This window comes from Acidisphaera sp. L21, assembly GCF_009765685.1.
GTDB lineage: Bacteria > Pseudomonadota > Alphaproteobacteria > Acetobacterales > Acetobacteraceae > LMUY01.
In genome coordinates this window covers 1-14,356 of sequence record NZ_LMUY01000132.1, presented here as the reverse complement: position 1 = coordinate 14,356, position 14,356 = coordinate 1, and the positions used below count along the sequence as shown (strand labels likewise).

15 protein-coding genes are annotated in these 14,356 nt (G+C 64.6%); 14 read left to right on the top strand and 1 reads right to left on the bottom strand.

Annotated elements, in window-relative coordinates; genetic code table 11:
* The 14 genes from GSQ76_RS24410 to GSQ76_RS24345 all read left to right on the top strand — a co-directional run.
* The coding region (locus GSQ76_RS24410; protein WP_216851278.1) for a hypothetical protein at window positions 1–1,267 on the top strand (1,267 nt) is incomplete at its 5' end.
* 10 nt (window positions 1,268–1,277) lie between these two features.
* Window positions 1,278–1,814, top strand: coding sequence for a hypothetical protein (locus tag GSQ76_RS24405; RefSeq protein WP_158746706.1), 537 nt, complete (start codon window positions 1,278–1,280; stop codon window positions 1,812–1,814).
* A gap of 83 nt (window positions 1,815–1,897) precedes the next feature.
* Window positions 1,898–2,383 (top strand): hypothetical protein, encoded by a 486-nt coding sequence (locus tag GSQ76_RS24400; RefSeq protein ID WP_254070613.1) that lies wholly within the window; start codon window positions 1,898–1,900, stop codon window positions 2,381–2,383.
* Window positions 2,384–2,385: 2 nt separating this feature from the next.
* On the top strand, window positions 2,386–3,015 hold the full coding sequence (locus GSQ76_RS24395; RefSeq protein ID WP_158746705.1) for an HNH endonuclease: 630 nt from the start codon (window positions 2,386–2,388) through the stop codon (window positions 3,013–3,015).
* Between the two features lie 23 nt (window positions 3,016–3,038).
* Window positions 3,039–6,083: an ATP-binding protein gene (locus GSQ76_RS24390; protein WP_158746704.1), complete on the top strand. Its 3,045-nt coding sequence runs from the start codon at window positions 3,039–3,041 to the stop codon at window positions 6,081–6,083.
* Window positions 6,084–6,218: 135 nt separating this feature from the next.
* Entirely contained in the window at window positions 6,219–6,692 is a 474-nt protein-coding gene (locus tag GSQ76_RS24385; protein WP_158746703.1) for a DotD/TraH family lipoprotein, read from the top strand.
* A gap of 31 nt (window positions 6,693–6,723) precedes the next feature.
* Window positions 6,724–7,629 carry a type IV secretory system conjugative DNA transfer family protein gene (locus GSQ76_RS24380; protein ID WP_254070612.1) on the top strand — a complete coding sequence of 302 codons (906 nt, stop codon included), beginning with the start codon at window positions 6,724–6,726 and terminating at the stop codon, window positions 7,627–7,629.
* Window positions 7,630–7,690: 61 nt separating this feature from the next.
* Entirely contained in the window at window positions 7,691–8,854 is a 1,164-nt protein-coding gene (locus GSQ76_RS24375) for a type IV pilus twitching motility protein PilT (RefSeq protein ID WP_158746701.1), read from the top strand.
* Complete coding sequence (icmT, locus tag GSQ76_RS24370) at window positions 8,854–9,102, top strand: IcmT/TraK family protein (protein ID WP_158746700.1); 249 nt, start codon at window positions 8,854–8,856, stop codon at window positions 9,100–9,102. Before GSQ76_RS24375 ends, icmT begins: the two co-directional genes overlap by 1 nt.
* The gene (locus GSQ76_RS24365; protein ID WP_158746699.1) at window positions 9,099–9,518 is read left to right on the top strand and encodes a hypothetical protein; all 420 of its coding nucleotides are present in this window, start codon (window positions 9,099–9,101) and stop codon (window positions 9,516–9,518) included. The genes icmT and GSQ76_RS24365 overlap by 4 nt, the downstream gene beginning before the upstream one ends.
* A 38-nt stretch (window positions 9,519–9,556) precedes the next feature.
* Window positions 9,557–10,036, top strand: coding sequence for a lytic transglycosylase domain-containing protein (locus GSQ76_RS24360; protein ID WP_216851277.1), 480 nt, complete (start codon window positions 9,557–9,559; stop codon window positions 10,034–10,036).
* Between the two features lie 4 nt (window positions 10,037–10,040).
* Window positions 10,041–11,240 carry a hypothetical protein gene (locus tag GSQ76_RS24355; RefSeq protein ID WP_158746698.1) on the top strand — a complete coding sequence of 400 codons (1,200 nt, stop codon included), beginning with the start codon at window positions 10,041–10,043 and terminating at the stop codon, window positions 11,238–11,240.
* A complete protein-coding gene (locus GSQ76_RS24350; protein WP_158746697.1) occupies window positions 11,237–11,713 on the top strand; it encodes a hypothetical protein in 477 nt (158 codons plus the stop codon). Before GSQ76_RS24355 ends, GSQ76_RS24350 begins: the two co-directional genes overlap by 4 nt.
* Before the next feature lie 27 nt (window positions 11,714–11,740).
* Complete coding sequence (locus GSQ76_RS24345) at window positions 11,741–14,074, top strand: type IV secretory system conjugative DNA transfer family protein (protein WP_158746696.1); 2,334 nt, start codon at window positions 11,741–11,743, stop codon at window positions 14,072–14,074.
* Between the two features lie 93 nt (window positions 14,075–14,167).
* On the opposite strand, the gene GSQ76_RS24340 is transcribed toward GSQ76_RS24345, so the two are convergent.
* Window positions 14,168–14,356: peptide deformylase (locus tag GSQ76_RS24340; RefSeq protein ID WP_174247396.1), on the bottom strand; the 189-nt coding region annotated here is incomplete at its 5' end.

Below are 14,356 nucleotides of genomic sequence, written 5' to 3'. Positions count from 1 at the left end.
CGGCCGTCCCGAGATTCAAGTGGAGGAGGCGGAGACGCTATCCCACTCGAATACTGATGTTGGTGAGGATCGCCTGAAGGCGTTCCGCACGATCACAGCGGGCGAGAAGTTGACGTCTGGACCGCCCGTTACCCCGCCGCATGGCAAAAGGCGCCGGAACGGTTTGATGATCACGGCATGCAGCGCTGCGGTTCTGGTGACCGCGGCCGGCATGTTTTGGATCTCGCCCTACAACCTCTACACTTTGCACCGGGCGACGACACTCGCGACACCTGTCCGCGATGAGGTCCTGAACACGCCGCCCAAACCGGCGCCCCCTCTTGCTCCGGCTGCCGAGCTAGCCCGAGCACCGGATCCCTCCGCCTCGCCACTTCTATACCGGCCAAAGCCACCCGGACCACAAGCAGCTGCCGGTGGCGACGACATGGCGGAATTCCTCCGGCTTGGCGGTCAGACAGCGCCGGTCCCGCCAGTCGCCCTTTCGTCAGCGGTCCCAAGTAAGGCGACGCCGATCGCGGCTAGCCCGCCGCCGGTCGCGATTGTTTTACCAAAAGAGCCACCAGCCGACACGGCTACACATCCGCTGCCGTCTTCGAGTGATTCGGAGGCCGTCCACCAGATCGGTCAGCCAGCGTCTGCGCATCCCACACCGGCAGCGGTTGAAGCCGCGAAGCCCGCGCCGTCAACACTTCAAGTGTCGGCACCGGCACCGGCGGCGACGCCGAAGGATGCAGTTGCGACGATCGCGTTGTTGCGTCCGGCACCCATGACGGATCAGCAGCAGCTCCAGGTGCTGCAGCTCCTCACGGAGTTGGGCACGCTGGTCCGCGATCAACGGTCCGAGATTGCGCAGCTGCGTCAAGACCAGCAGAATCTTGGACAGCGCGTCGATGGCTCGTTGACCGATTTTGGCCGTCGCTTGTCGCTCGCCGAAGCGCGCAGCGCCGTCAGCGCGGCGATGGGGATACAGACGGCGCCCGTACAGCCTGCTGTCGCGATACCCCCGCAGGTCAATGCCGTAGCTGCTCCGCCGGTCATCAAGGCTAACCTCTCGGCGCCCACGGGGACGATGGCTCAGCCCCGCTATCACGTGCAGGCGGCATCTCCAGGATTGGCAATGCTATCGGCACTGGACGTGTCGGGAGGCGAGGCGCAGCAGCTGCCCGTGGCACCGGGAGACAGCATTCCGGGCTGGGGAAAGGTCGTCAGCATCAGCCAGCGTGGCACCGAATGGGTGGTGAAGACCGATCACGGGCTGATCCAGTAGGAGACGGCCGATGCAGGGTCTGGTCAACTTCGCGCAGCAGGTCGCCCTCGTTCTGGCCGTCTTGCTGCCAAGCTTCTTGTACTGCAGCGCCATCGGTCTCTTTCTTTTCGCGGCCTGGGGTCTTTGGCAGCAAGCGCAGCCGCAGAATCCTTTTCGCGGACGCCCGTGGATCCCGTGGCTTTCCCTGGTGCTCAGCGGCGCCTGCGCGTCGTTCCCGGCCATCTTGAACAAGGTCAATATCAGCGGCGGTTCATCGGTCACGACATCGGTCGTGGCCGGTCTCACGAGCTATTCGACGCCCGACACGACCAACATTCTTGGCGCAACGCCGGGCGACACGGTGCTGAATATCGTGCAGGCGTTCGAGGGCTTCTTTCAGGTATTCGGCGCCATGACATGCTTCTTCGCGATGATGGCGTGGCGCGCGTCCGTCAATGGGCGAAGCAATCGCCAGTGGGGCGGCTGTGGCGTTCAGTTCGTCTTCGGCGCGATGTTGATGAACGTCTACACCGTGTCGCAATGGCTGGTCGGAATCTTCACGACATAATCGAAGATTCTTCTGATCGGTTCGCCCCAATCCCGGTCAGTCTTTCTGCAGAGGGATGGTCCCTCGGCAAGGAGAGCACCCAAGTGAATATCAAGCACAATAACTCGATCGTGCCGATGCGGCTCCAGCCGCGCGGCATCCGACTTCATGGCACCCGCGCCCGGAACGCGCTGCTCGGGTTCAAGACCCCGATCATGGGTGCACTGGCTTCGATGGCTATGGCGGGGCATGCCTTCGCGCAAGCGGCGACGCCGAGTACGGCCGGCATCGGCGCCCAGGTCCAGCAGATGGCCCAGGAAGGCTCGACCACGGGTGGCTTCGTCGGCTCCATGGCGATGTATGGAGCGGCCCTGATCTGCATGGTCGGCGGCGCCTGGGCGCTGTGGCAGTCGCGCCAGCCGCAAAACCGCGAGAGCGGGCGTGTCGCCATGGGGTTGGCCGGCCTGGTGCTTGCCGGGCTGTTCGCATCCGGCGGAACGTGGATCAACAAGGCAGCCAATACCGCCTCGGGCGCCAACTCGACCATCACTAGCACGGCCGGCACCGTGACCTTCGGCGCTGGCGGCTAGAGATGGCGCGCCATCCGCTCGTTCTGTCCGCCCACCCCTCGGCCTGGATTGCCGACTCTGGATTGGGCGGGCGGATGGCAGCACAAGCTGCGGTTACCTGCCAGTTCTGCGGTCAGCCGACCGCGGGCTGGCAGGTGCCGTATCATCTCAACGACGACCATGATGACGAAAGTCCGGCCAATCTCGCCGTGAGTTGCCCGCTGTGTCATTTGCCGCAGCATCTGAACCGGCCGACGGTCGATGACGAGGCCATTTTGATCTGGCTCCCGGAAATGGCCCAGGCCGCGCTCATTGTCCTGGCCCGCCAGATCCATCTCGCCTGTGCAGCGGCAGGCCTGTCCCCAACGATCTACGGGGATATGGCCCGCACTGCACCGACCATTTCCGCCGCCTATCGCGCCTACCGCGCGCTCTACGAGCGAAGCGCCATGGCGGAATTGCGCCTTGGAACGCAATCACCGCGTCAACTCGGCGCCGCATTGCGGGAGCTCACGCCCCCCGATTACGAACGCCGTGCGGCACTTCTCGGCGGCGTGCGGATGCTGCCGCTTGGCCGCTTCTTCGAGGGGGCGGTCGATATCTATCCCACGATGCTGCGCGACTGGGGCGCGCCTGCAGCGCCGTCGTCCTGACACAATTTTTCTGAGGCGCCCTCATGATCGCCAAGCTCCTCGCCAGTCTGTCCTTGACCTTGCGTCAGCCGCTCTACAGCTACTGCGACGTCGAGACGACCCATGGCGACGCCCTGGTCACCAAGCATAGCGATTATGTTTCGATCGTGCGGGTGGACGGCATGCGCCGCATGGCCACGCGCGATGATGTCGCTCGCATCGCCATGGCACAGCGGGTGGACCTGTCGGGGTCCTTGGAAGGCCGCGGCCACGCCATCGTCGGGTGGTTTGCTTCGGACCCAGAGCTCTCCGCGGTCGAGATCAACCGCCTCAACCTTGATAGCTGCAGGGCAGTGGCGCGCGAGCTGAACATCGACTTGACCGACATTCTCGACGAGCGGGCGCGGCTCTGGCCTCAGATCATGCGTTGGGAAGCCGCTTACTACGTTCTCTGGAGCCGCAAGGGGGTGCTCACCAAGGAAGAGCGCAAGCAAATGAAGGAGGAGCAGGACGCGCTTGCCCGTGAGCTTCCGCGTGTGGGCGATACCCAACGCTTCTATCTCCGATCCGACATTATGGCGGCCCGTCATTCGGCGTTCGTTGGACGGGTCGTCGCCTCGCTGCGCAATGCGGATGTTGCCAGCGTCGAGCTCGATGCGCATGCCGCGCTCAAGGTGATTCGTGAATCGATTTACCGCGAAACCGCGGGATCACCGTGGCGGCCGTCGCTGATTGGCAACCGGGTCATGCCGCGTTGCCCGGAGGATGACGAAAAGGCGCAGCCGGAGCACATGCTGTGGCCATCCATCCGCAGCCAGGTCTTCTATGCCGATGCCATCACCCAAGGTGGCCAACGCGTGCAGATCGGCGATTACGAGTATGCCCCGATCGACATGGCCGTCGGTCCGGAGGACCCACGGCCCTTCATCGAACTGGCCGCCGCGCTCGGCAAGGATCGCATTCCCTGGCGCGGCGCGATCGTCGTGGAGGGTGGAGGCAAAGCCTCGATGGCGATGAAGGAGATCGGCGCCAGCTTCCTCGCGATGTTTCCGAGCAACGGCGATTTGCGGCGGGCCTTCGCGGCCCTTCGGCAGGAACGGGAGCAGAACAACCACATCTCGGTCAAGCTGCGCGCCTCCTTTGCAACCTGGGCGCCAATCGAGGACAACCGCAAGCTCCGCCGTCGCGCATCGACCCTGAGCCAACGGATCGAAGGTTGGGGCAATTGCCGGGCGACCAGTGTCTGCGGCGACCCGCTGGAGGGTGCGATGAGCAGCGTGCCGGGCCTGTCCCTCAGTTCGACTGGCACCGCCTCACTGGCCCTGCTTGGTGATGCGCTGTCGATGTTGCCCTGGAACCGAACGGCATCCCCCTGGGAGCGCGGCTCGGTGCTCTTCCGCAGGCCCGACGGGGCAATCTGGCCGTATGATCCCGTGGGTGGCTCCATGCGGCCGCTCGTCCTCGACATTTTCGTGGCGCCGCCCAGCTCCGGCAAGAGCGTGCTGGCCAACACGATCAATCTCGGCCTATGCCTGTCCACCGCCGTGATGGGCTCTCGAGGTGCCAAGCTTCCCCTGATCGGCAAGGCCGACATTGGACCCTCTGCTCAGGGGTTCGTGCGGCTGGTCCAGGAAGCGCTCGGTCCCGAGCGGCGACACGAAGCCATCTTCGTCACCATGCAGTTCGGCGCCGGCTATGAGGTCAACATCTTCGACTTGCAGGTCGGGTGTCAGTATCCGCTGCCGCTGGAGCGCGCCTTCTTGCAGAACTTCCTGGCGCTGGCGACACTGCCGCCGGATACCAGCAAGCCCTTTGAGGGCATCAACCAGATGATCAGCCTCGTCGTGGACGAGGCTTACCGGCTCTGCACCGACGTGCCGGGCGGTTCACCCAAGCGCTACCGCGCCGGCGTCGAGCCCGAAGTCGATGCGATGCTGCGCAGCCAGCATATCACCCTCAAGCACGAGGAGCCATGGTGGCGTGACGTGGTCGATGAGTTGATCGCGGTGGAGGAATATCGGCTCGCCAGCGTCGCCCAGCGCCACGCCGTTCCCGTGCTGCAGGATTTAATCAACGCCTCCCGGACCGACCAGGTGCGGGACATGTTCAACAAGCTGAAGATCGACGCGACGCACGAAGATTCCTGCTCACTCTTCGAGCGCTACATTTTTGACGTCATCCGCAAATATCCCACGCTCAATAGTCCGACGCGGTTGGACTTCGGCCCAGCGCGGATCATCGTGCTCGATCTCGCGGCCGTGGCCCCGACGGGTTCGGCGTCGGCCAACCGGCAGACCGAGATGATGTACATGCTGGCCCGGCATCTCCTGGCCCGCAATTTCTTCCTGCATCCGGACTATGCGCAATATGTACCGGAGACGGTGCGCGAGTATCACCGCATCCGCTTTCAGGAAGTCATGGAGTCTGTCAAGCGCCTTGACTACGACGAATGGCACCGGACCGAAGGCAGCCCACAGGTTCGGGCGCAGGCTGAGTTGGACGTGCGCGAAGGCCGCAAGCACAACATCCAGCTGGGTTTCTCGTCGCAGCGGCTCAAGGACATGGGGGATGGCATCACCTCGCAGGCGACGGGCCGCTTCATCCTGCGCGCCGGCGACGAGAAAGAGGCTGAGGAGATCATTTCGCGCTTCAACCTGAGCGAGGCGAGCGCCGGCGTGGTCCGTTACGGGCTGCATGGACCAGGGCCGGGCGGGGCGCCATTCCTCGCCGTGTTCTCGGCCGACGGCGCCAAGTACGAGCAAATGCTGGTCAACAGCCTTGGGCCGATCGAGCTTTGGGCATTGAGCACCACGCCCGGCGATACTGGCGTGCGCAACCGCCTGTATGATCGGGTGGGTTTTAGCGAGGGCCTGCGGCGGCTTGCCAAGGTCTTTCCGCGTGGCTCGGCGCTCAAGGAGATCGAGCGACGCAAGGCCGAGCGGCTGACGCGCGGCGAACTCGACACCAAGGCGGAACTGGGTGTGATCGACGAGTTGGCGCGTGAGCTGATCGACGGCACCGGCATGGGCATGAAGCTGCGTGACCAGGAGTTCGAAGACGCACCGCCGATGATGGTGGCTGCGGAGTGACAAAAGGTAGACCGGGAGCAGACAGGGAGTAGATCGCATGGGTCCATCGACACCGAGATCGACAATTGTCTGCGAAGCCTCATCGGTTCGCCCCGATCGTTGGCACTCTGCCGCTACGAAGTTTGGAGCAGTGAGATGCGGACGATGACAGCCCGGATTGTTCCGGCACTACTGGGTTTTGGCTTCCTTGGGGGATGCGCCGCTACAAATGTCCCGACGGACGTCTCGACCACCGGGATGCCGAACGCCGAACTGGCATTGCGTCGCACGCTCGACCAAGTCAACGGTGACATGACGCAGATCGGCGGCATGCAGCCCGCGGGATACGCCGCCGCTACCGCGACGCCCGTCGTTCCCGCCGAGTTGGAGAAACCGGTTCAGTTCGTCTGGAACGGACCGCTCGATGCTGGCGTCAAGCAGCTCGCCAACAGCATCGGTTATTCGGTTGCCGTCTCCGGGCCGCAGAATCCCCAGCCTCTTATCGTCGCTGTCACTGTGAATGGGCAGGTGCTCGGCGCCTTCCAGGCACTCGGCACGCAGGCCGGCGCGATCGCGACCGTCGCTGTCGATCCGCTCCACCATCAGGTCCAGGTCGTGCACCATGTTTAAGCTCCGATCGGTCCTCTGCACCGCGACCGTCATGGCGTCGCTAGCGGTGAGCCGGGTGGGACATGCGGAAGGCGGCGTCTACCCCCAGCCCGTGCCGCCCGCGCCATCGGCGGCACAGGTTGATCAGGCGGCGCAAACGCTGGGCAACCCGCTCAATCAGCCGGTGACCGGTGCCTCGGAAATTCCGTCGGTCGTCGGCGGCAACGCCCCGCCCTCGCTGGAGGCCCTGCAGGCGGCCCGGCCGGGAGATCAGCATGGCAATGGCCTTAAGCCCGGCCGGGCGGAGGAGCTGCAGCAAGCCGCGATGATCTACGGTGCCCAGGGCGGCCTTGCCGGCCGTGCGTTCGCCATCAACGAAATGCTCCGGCGTTATGAGCCGGTGCTGGACACCACCTTCGATTTCCGCTCGCTCGTCCTTCCAGTGGGCAGCGGCCAGACCTTGATGCGACCTCCCATCATCACGCAGGCTCAGCTCGCCTTCGCGCTCGGCGAAGGCGGGCAGGTCGCGCGTGAGACGGCCTGCATTTATGAGATCACACGCGAGGCGCAGCTGACGTCGGCGCCGCCGAATTGGCGCGAGTATCTTGTGCGCACCTGGGCGGCTCCGCAGCGTCCCGCGGACGCAGCCTTGCCGCGATCGGACAAGGAGGTGGCCTACTGGAACAAATGGGTCGCTGAGGGATGGGGCAAGGGAGAAAAGCAGGCGGTCGACATCTTCCTGTCCGATTTAAGCCGCCTGCAGCGCGATATCACCGGAATGGCTCGCTACCGCGTGCTCCTGCGGTCCGGCCTGGTCGAGCAGCCGCGCATCGCTTTCCAGAACCGAGCGGTCCAGGGCGGCCGCGACACGCTGCACGTCGGTGACCATGTCGTCCGCATTACCGACCAACCCGGGCTGCAGGGCCGCCGTACCGGCGGCGGGTATGGCTGCCAATGAGCACCGGACCAAAGATGGCGCCCAGATGCCCCAGGCTCGCCGATCCCAAGGGAAAAACGCCATGAACGCTGTCACTCCGCCGCCGGACGGTCCGGGCGCTGAAGACAAGTGGCCGGGCGAAGGCCTGCGATGGGTCGCTGAGCCACGTAAGGACGCGCCCGGGCTGGATTCCCTGCTAGCGTGGGCCTACGACGCGGGCGCGTCCCGCATTGCTTTCACGACGGGCCACCCCGTCTGGATCCGGGTGCACGGCATCAACCGCCAGGTGACTGCGCACGCGCTCGACGAGATGGAGATCGCCGGCATCGCCAATCACCTGTACGGCGCCGACGGCACGGCACGGCTGCAGGGCGGCCGGGCATTCGATGTAGCCTACTCGATCTCACGCAGTCGTTCAGACCGGCTGCGCTTCAGGCTCAACGCCACCCCGATCCGCAGCAGCCGGAGCCATGCGGCCAATATCGTGCTGCGCCCCATTCCCGAACTGCCCCCGACATTGGAACAACAGCTCGTGGAAGCCGGCATCATCGACGCCTACCGGCCCCGCGATGGCATGGTCATCGTCAGTGGCGCCACAGGGTCGGGCAAGTCCACCCTGATCGCCGGGATGAGTATGGCAAAGCTGATGGACCCGCGCGGCAACTACAATATCAACGAGGGGGCCGCACCAATCGAGTTCATGATGGATCGCGTGAAGAGCCCATCGAGCACGATGACGCAAACGGAGGTTCCGCGCGATCTTCCGACCTTCGAGGACTTCATCATCGGCTGCATGCGGCGCGAGCCGACCGATATCATCGTCGGCGAATGCCGCGACGGACCGACGATGACCTCGGCCGTGCAAGCGGCGATCTCTGGGCACGTGCTGACCACGACCATCCATGCGTCGGACGTGCCGTTGACCATGCAGCGGATCGCCAGCCTTTGTCCGCCGAACGAGCGCGACAACGTCATCAGCCAGGTCGCGCAATCGCTCAGGCTCGTCATCAATCAGCGCCTGGCCATTTCGACCGACGGCCGGCGCACCGCACTGCGCGAGTTCTTGGTGTTCGATTCCAAACTGCGCGTGCGGTTCCTGCAGACCAATCCGTCCGAGTGGCCAGCTCTGACGCGCAAAGCCGTCGATGAGCAGGGTCAGTCCTACGCCGTGGCGATCCGCCATGCCGTCGAGCAGGGTCGGATCACCCCCGAGGTCGCTGCAGTCGAAATGAAGGAGCTTGCCTGATGTGGCGCTACACCGCCTTGCCGGTGAAAGTCGCGGTTCTCGATGCGCGGGCCTGCATTCCGGTGCTCATCTTCGTGCTCTACTGGAGTTGGACGACGGCTTACATTGCCATCGCTGGCATTCTCTTCTTTACCGTGATCTCCTGGTTCGGCCTCACCGTTCCGGCCGTCGCGCGGCTCCTGCGTCGCCTGCTCGTCGGGTCCATCCGTCCGGCCGTGCCGGCCTGGAACCGGCGGAGGATGGCATGAGCGACGAGATCGACATCGCGGCCGTCAGCCGCGCGCTGCAGCACGTCCTGGAGCAGTCTGGTCGCGCGATCCTCTACGATTGCCGCGCGTCGAAGCAGACGCTTGCCTACGCACCCGACAGTGCCGCGTCGCCGAGCGGTCTGCTTCCCGCGTTTCTGAGCGCCGGCGATGCTGTGTGGCGCGAGGCGACGGGCATGAGCCTGGGCATCGAGATCGCGACCGATCCCGGCACGGTCCTCGGCTACACTGTTTGCAGCATTCGGTCCCACAGCTTCGCCATCGTCCTCCTGTCAGTCATGGAGGCGGTCGAGCAAGCGGCGCAGGCTGACTCGATCCTGGTCAACGACCTCGGCGAGGTGTGGCGCCTCGCGGAGGACCGTATGGCGCGTGCTGCACTCGCGCAGGCGTCGGCATGACGGGGTGCCGCGCATTAGCAGCAGCCCTGACCGGCGCGTTGGCGCTGATCCCGGCCGTGGGCCAAGCGGCGTCCCCAGCACCTGTGGTGGGTTGCATTGAATCGGCCGCAGCCGTTTACCGGTTGCCGCCTGCCGTTGTCGTGATTCTCCTATCGGTGGAAGGCGGTTCTCTCGGCCGCATCAGCCAGAACACGAACCAGACGGTCGACATCGGACCCATGCAGGTTAACTCGATCTGGGTGCCTGCCGTGGCGAAGCATTGGCGCGCCTCACCCTCCGACACCTATGCGGCCCTCCGGGACGATTTCTGCGCCAATGTCGAGGCCGGAACTTGGATCCTTCGCCAGGCCATGGACGAGGCGCATGGTGACTTCTGGGAGGGCGTCGGGTTCTACCACTCCCATGATCCCGGCTATCGAGCGGATTATTTGCGCAAGGTGCTGCACCAGACGCTGCGGCTTCAGGCCATGGCCGTCCGGCAGGCGACGATCCCGCATCAAACTCCAGCAAGGGGCTGACACCATGGCCGCAGGTACAGGCAACCGGGCCGCATGGCCTTCGAATGACGACTTCACGTTCCTGAGCCTTGCGGTGATCGCGATCGGCCTCGCCTTCTTTGGCTGGCTGGGCTGGACGCACTACCACGGCGCCATCTCGGCCGTGGTTGCCGATGGTCTCGAATACCAGATCCAGATCATTCACCGTTTCACGCCGGCCCTCGATGGCCTCTATCAGACCATCGCCTCGGCCAACTTCGATGCGGTGACGATACCGGAAATCCTCACGGCCGCGAACCTGACCGGGCACTACCTCCGTATCCCGGTGATCGTGATCATCCTCGTCCTGGCCGTCTTCTGTTTCGCGCGGGCCGCGCCATCGCAGTTCACGCGCAAGCTGGACCTTGAGGGCCTCATCCGAGAGCAGACTTTGTACTTCCGCGCCATCACGGCATTTGCGCGTCGCAATCTGCGTCTTGTGCCTTTGCGGCCGGACGCGCTGCGCCCTAGCGATCCCGCGCTGCATACCCGTGAATGGGTGTCGCGCTTCGCAGACGCCGCGCGCGGGCGGCCCCGCCCCGCGGGGCCCGTGTTTGATGAACGGGCAGCGGTCAAAGCCTTCACGGCTCAACTGGGACCGATATGGCGCGGCATCCAGCACGCCCCGGGCCATGTGCGGGTGCTCTATGCCGCCTTTGGCCTTCATCTCGAGCAACGGCGCAGCGAAGCGCAGGACCTCCTGGGCGCGTTCTCGGAGGCGATCCCGGTTGGGGGCTCAAGCGAAACCGCAGGTCCGGCAACGGCGTACGACATTCCGGCCGGCGTCGTCGCCCTAGCCGATGACGTGTTGCGCGCAACCGAAATGTTCGTGCAGGCCGCCAGCATCGCGGGCGGTCATGCCTACACGGCACCTGCTTTGATGAGCGTCCTAACCGCCGCCCGCCGCCGGGCCGGGGTGTTGGCGCCCGCGCAGTTCGCCTGCCTCAAGCTCATCGACCGGAGCCTTTGGTACGCGTTGCATTCCCTCGGCTTCGAGGGCGACGGCCCTGGGCAAACCACCCATCCCAACCCCAGGATCGAGGCGGCCGGCGCGCGCGACCATTGGGCGGCCGAGCGCGTCGCGGGCAAGCCCCTCATCATTCCGTCATTCGGCCGAGCGCTGGCTGCGGTTCGCGCCAGTCTCGAAGAGGATGAAGCCAACGCGCGCTCACAGGAGTTCCCATGACCCAAAACCCACTCCGTCTCGTCGTCGATCACGGCGAGGACACCGCTCCCGCGGCGATCGAGCTCCAGCCGCCCGCCGGGGCGGCGTTGCACATTCACCTGCATTTGGCAGAAGCCCGGCTGCAGTCTCCCGTCGCTGGGCTGCCGCCGAGCATCAAGGAAGGCGGGCGATCGGGGAGAGGATACACCCGGCCCTTGATGGTCGGCGCCGCCGGCCTCCTCCTGGCGATCGTGGCCTTTGATCTCGGCGCTCGATCAGGCGCAGGCCACGCCCAGGCGCTCGCGGCCGCCAGGGCCAGCGTGGGGGGCCTCGCGTCGCTCGCGGCGATGCCGCCGCCAACGCCGGAGGCGCAAGCGCCGGGCGATCTCCCGGTCAACCTTCAGCAGCAATTGGCCCAGCGACCGACCGTGACACCTGCACCCGGATCAGCGTCCGCCGGCGGTAGCTCCGACCCGTTCGGGCTGCAGCACTGACGAACCTCTAGGGCAAGGAGGAATCCCATGATCCGCCGGGAAATCATCGGTCCGCAAAGCCAATATGAACGGTCCGGAGCAGACGGATACCGCGACGTCAGGCCGGCGACGGCGCGGCTTTCCGACGCCCTTCGCACCTCCGTGTCCGGCCTCATCCTCTGCGGGATGGCGACCACCACCTGGTTCTATCCGGCATCGCTCAACCTCACCCTGCCCATATCGGTCCTTTATGCCACGTGGGTGCTGACGCGACGCGTGGTTCTGCCGTTGCGTCTCCCAAAGAGCGCCAATCGCAAGGACTGGAACTACCCGGACCCCGCGACACGCAAACCGCAGAAGGCCGACGGCCGCTTCCTCGTCGGCTTCGACGCTCTAACTGGGCAGGAGCTGTGGCTGACCAACGCCGACATGCGCCAGCATGCGTCCATTCCGGGAACGACCGGAGCAGGTAAGACGACCTCCATCGTCAGTATGTTGGCAAACGCCCTGGCACAAGGCAGCGGCTTCGTCCTGGTTGACGGTAAAGCCGACAATACGCTCTACGGTCTGATCTTGGCTTTGGCGCGCCGGTTTGGGCGCGAGGACGACGTGCTGGCGCTGAATTTCCTCGTGGCCTCCGGCGTCAAGGAATCGAATACCTTCAACCCGTTCGCCACGGGCAACGCCGACGCCATCCGCGAACTCTTGGCGAGCCAACTCGGCGAACAACGCTCGGACGATACCAACGGCGTCTTCCGCGGCCGAGCCGTCGCGTTGATCGGGACAGTTGCCCCGGTTCTGGTGTGGATGCGGGACCAAAAAGGGATCACCATCAACATCGAGAAAATCCGCTTCGCGCTGGAACTGCCGTCGATCTGGACCTTGGCTAAGAGGAAGGTCTTTCTCGTTAACGACACCAAGACCGGCACAATCACCGAAATCCCCGCTCCGGATATGCCGTTTGAGATCATTTATCCGCTGCTCGCCTATCTCGGAGAGTTGCCCGGCTACGACATCAGCGTGCCTTACAATGAGCAGCGTAGCGAAAAGCCGTCGGAGCAACACGGCTACGCCATCATGTACTTCACCGGCACCTTCGCGCAGATGTCGATCAGTCTCGGTCACATCTTCAAGGTCGAAAGCGGCGACGTGGACATGCGCGACGTCGTACTCAATCGACGCATTCTGGTCGTCAACCTGCCGGCATTGGAGAACTCCGATGACACGCTGGCGGCGCTCGGCAAGATCGTCGTTGCCGGGTTGCGCGGCATGCTGGCCCAGTTGCTCGGGGCCAGGCTGGAGGGCGACCCCGAGGAGATATTCGCACTCAAACCGATGGCCGGAGATAGTCCGTTCTACGTCATGTTCGACGAAGTCGCCTATTACGCCACCAGCGGCATGGACCGCATGTTGGCGATGGGACGTGGTCTCAACGTGGTGTTCTGGCTCGCCTTCCAGGAGCTTTCCGGCATATGGGCGCGACTTGGAGAAAAGACGCAAAGTCTACTTGGCAACGCGAACCTGACGATCGCCATGCGCCAGCAGGAGGCGCAAAGGACGCGCGACTGGCTGCAGAAGACCGCCGGCGAGACCTCGGTGACCCAGGCTACGACTTACCATGGCGGAGGCGTTGGCCAGTATCGTGAGGCCCAGCACGCCGAAGTCAAACAGGTGTCTCGCGTGGACTGGCAGGATCTGCAGACCCTACTAGAGGGCGAGGCCATCGTTCTGTTGGGCGGCCGTCGGATCTACGCCAAGGTCTTCTACGCCAAGTTGGACACATCGGGGCCTACGCGCCTCAATCGACCGATCATGCTCGCGGCCCCTCAGCGGGCAGAGATTCGCGCTGACGTCGAGACGACGCGAACCATCGTCGACAACCTGGTCTCAGGCCGCACCTCCGGTCCGGATAAGGTCGAGGAAAGCGAGATCCTGGCGGCGATGCTGGATGCCTTCGCGGTGGATACCGGGGAACGCCGATCAACCGCAACACGCGCCGCCGCGGCGATCGACGCCGCCGGGTCCAAGCATGTCGCGATGCTGCGCGCTGGTCACCTCAACCCGGAGGGCGGGGAGGGCGCAGAACCGCCGGTGACGGATCTGCTACCGATGTTGGAAGCGACCAGCGCAGCAGCGTTGCCGCACCTGGTCGATCCCGGCGTGCCGGCGAGCCCGGTCAGCGCGGACATCATGCGGATTTTGATGGCGATCGAGGGCTACGCGTCCGGCAGTCCGCATGTTGCCCGCCGGAATAGTCTGGCCGCGCTTGCGGAGCGGGATCGGGGGCGGCGAATAAGCCCTGCTGTCGGCAGGCCGGCTCCCCTGGCTGCGCCGGATCTGATCGATTTGATCGAGCGGTTGGTTGAGCGACTGGCTGCCTAACACTATACCAATTGCGTTGACCAAGCCGGCCATCTAACCAAGCCGGCCATCTAATAGACTAAAACTATCGCAAGACGGTCGTGGAGGTTGCTATCAGCGCCTCTGCTGCTTCTGCCATTTCTTGACTACCATCTCGCGCTTGAGGCGGGACAGGCGCTGGAGCCAAAAAACCCCGTCCAGTTGGTCAATCTCATGCTGCAGGCAGACGGCCAATAAGCCGTCTGCTTCTTCGGTATGTCGTATACCGGCGAAGTCCGCGTAGTCCAGACGCACTTGCGCCGG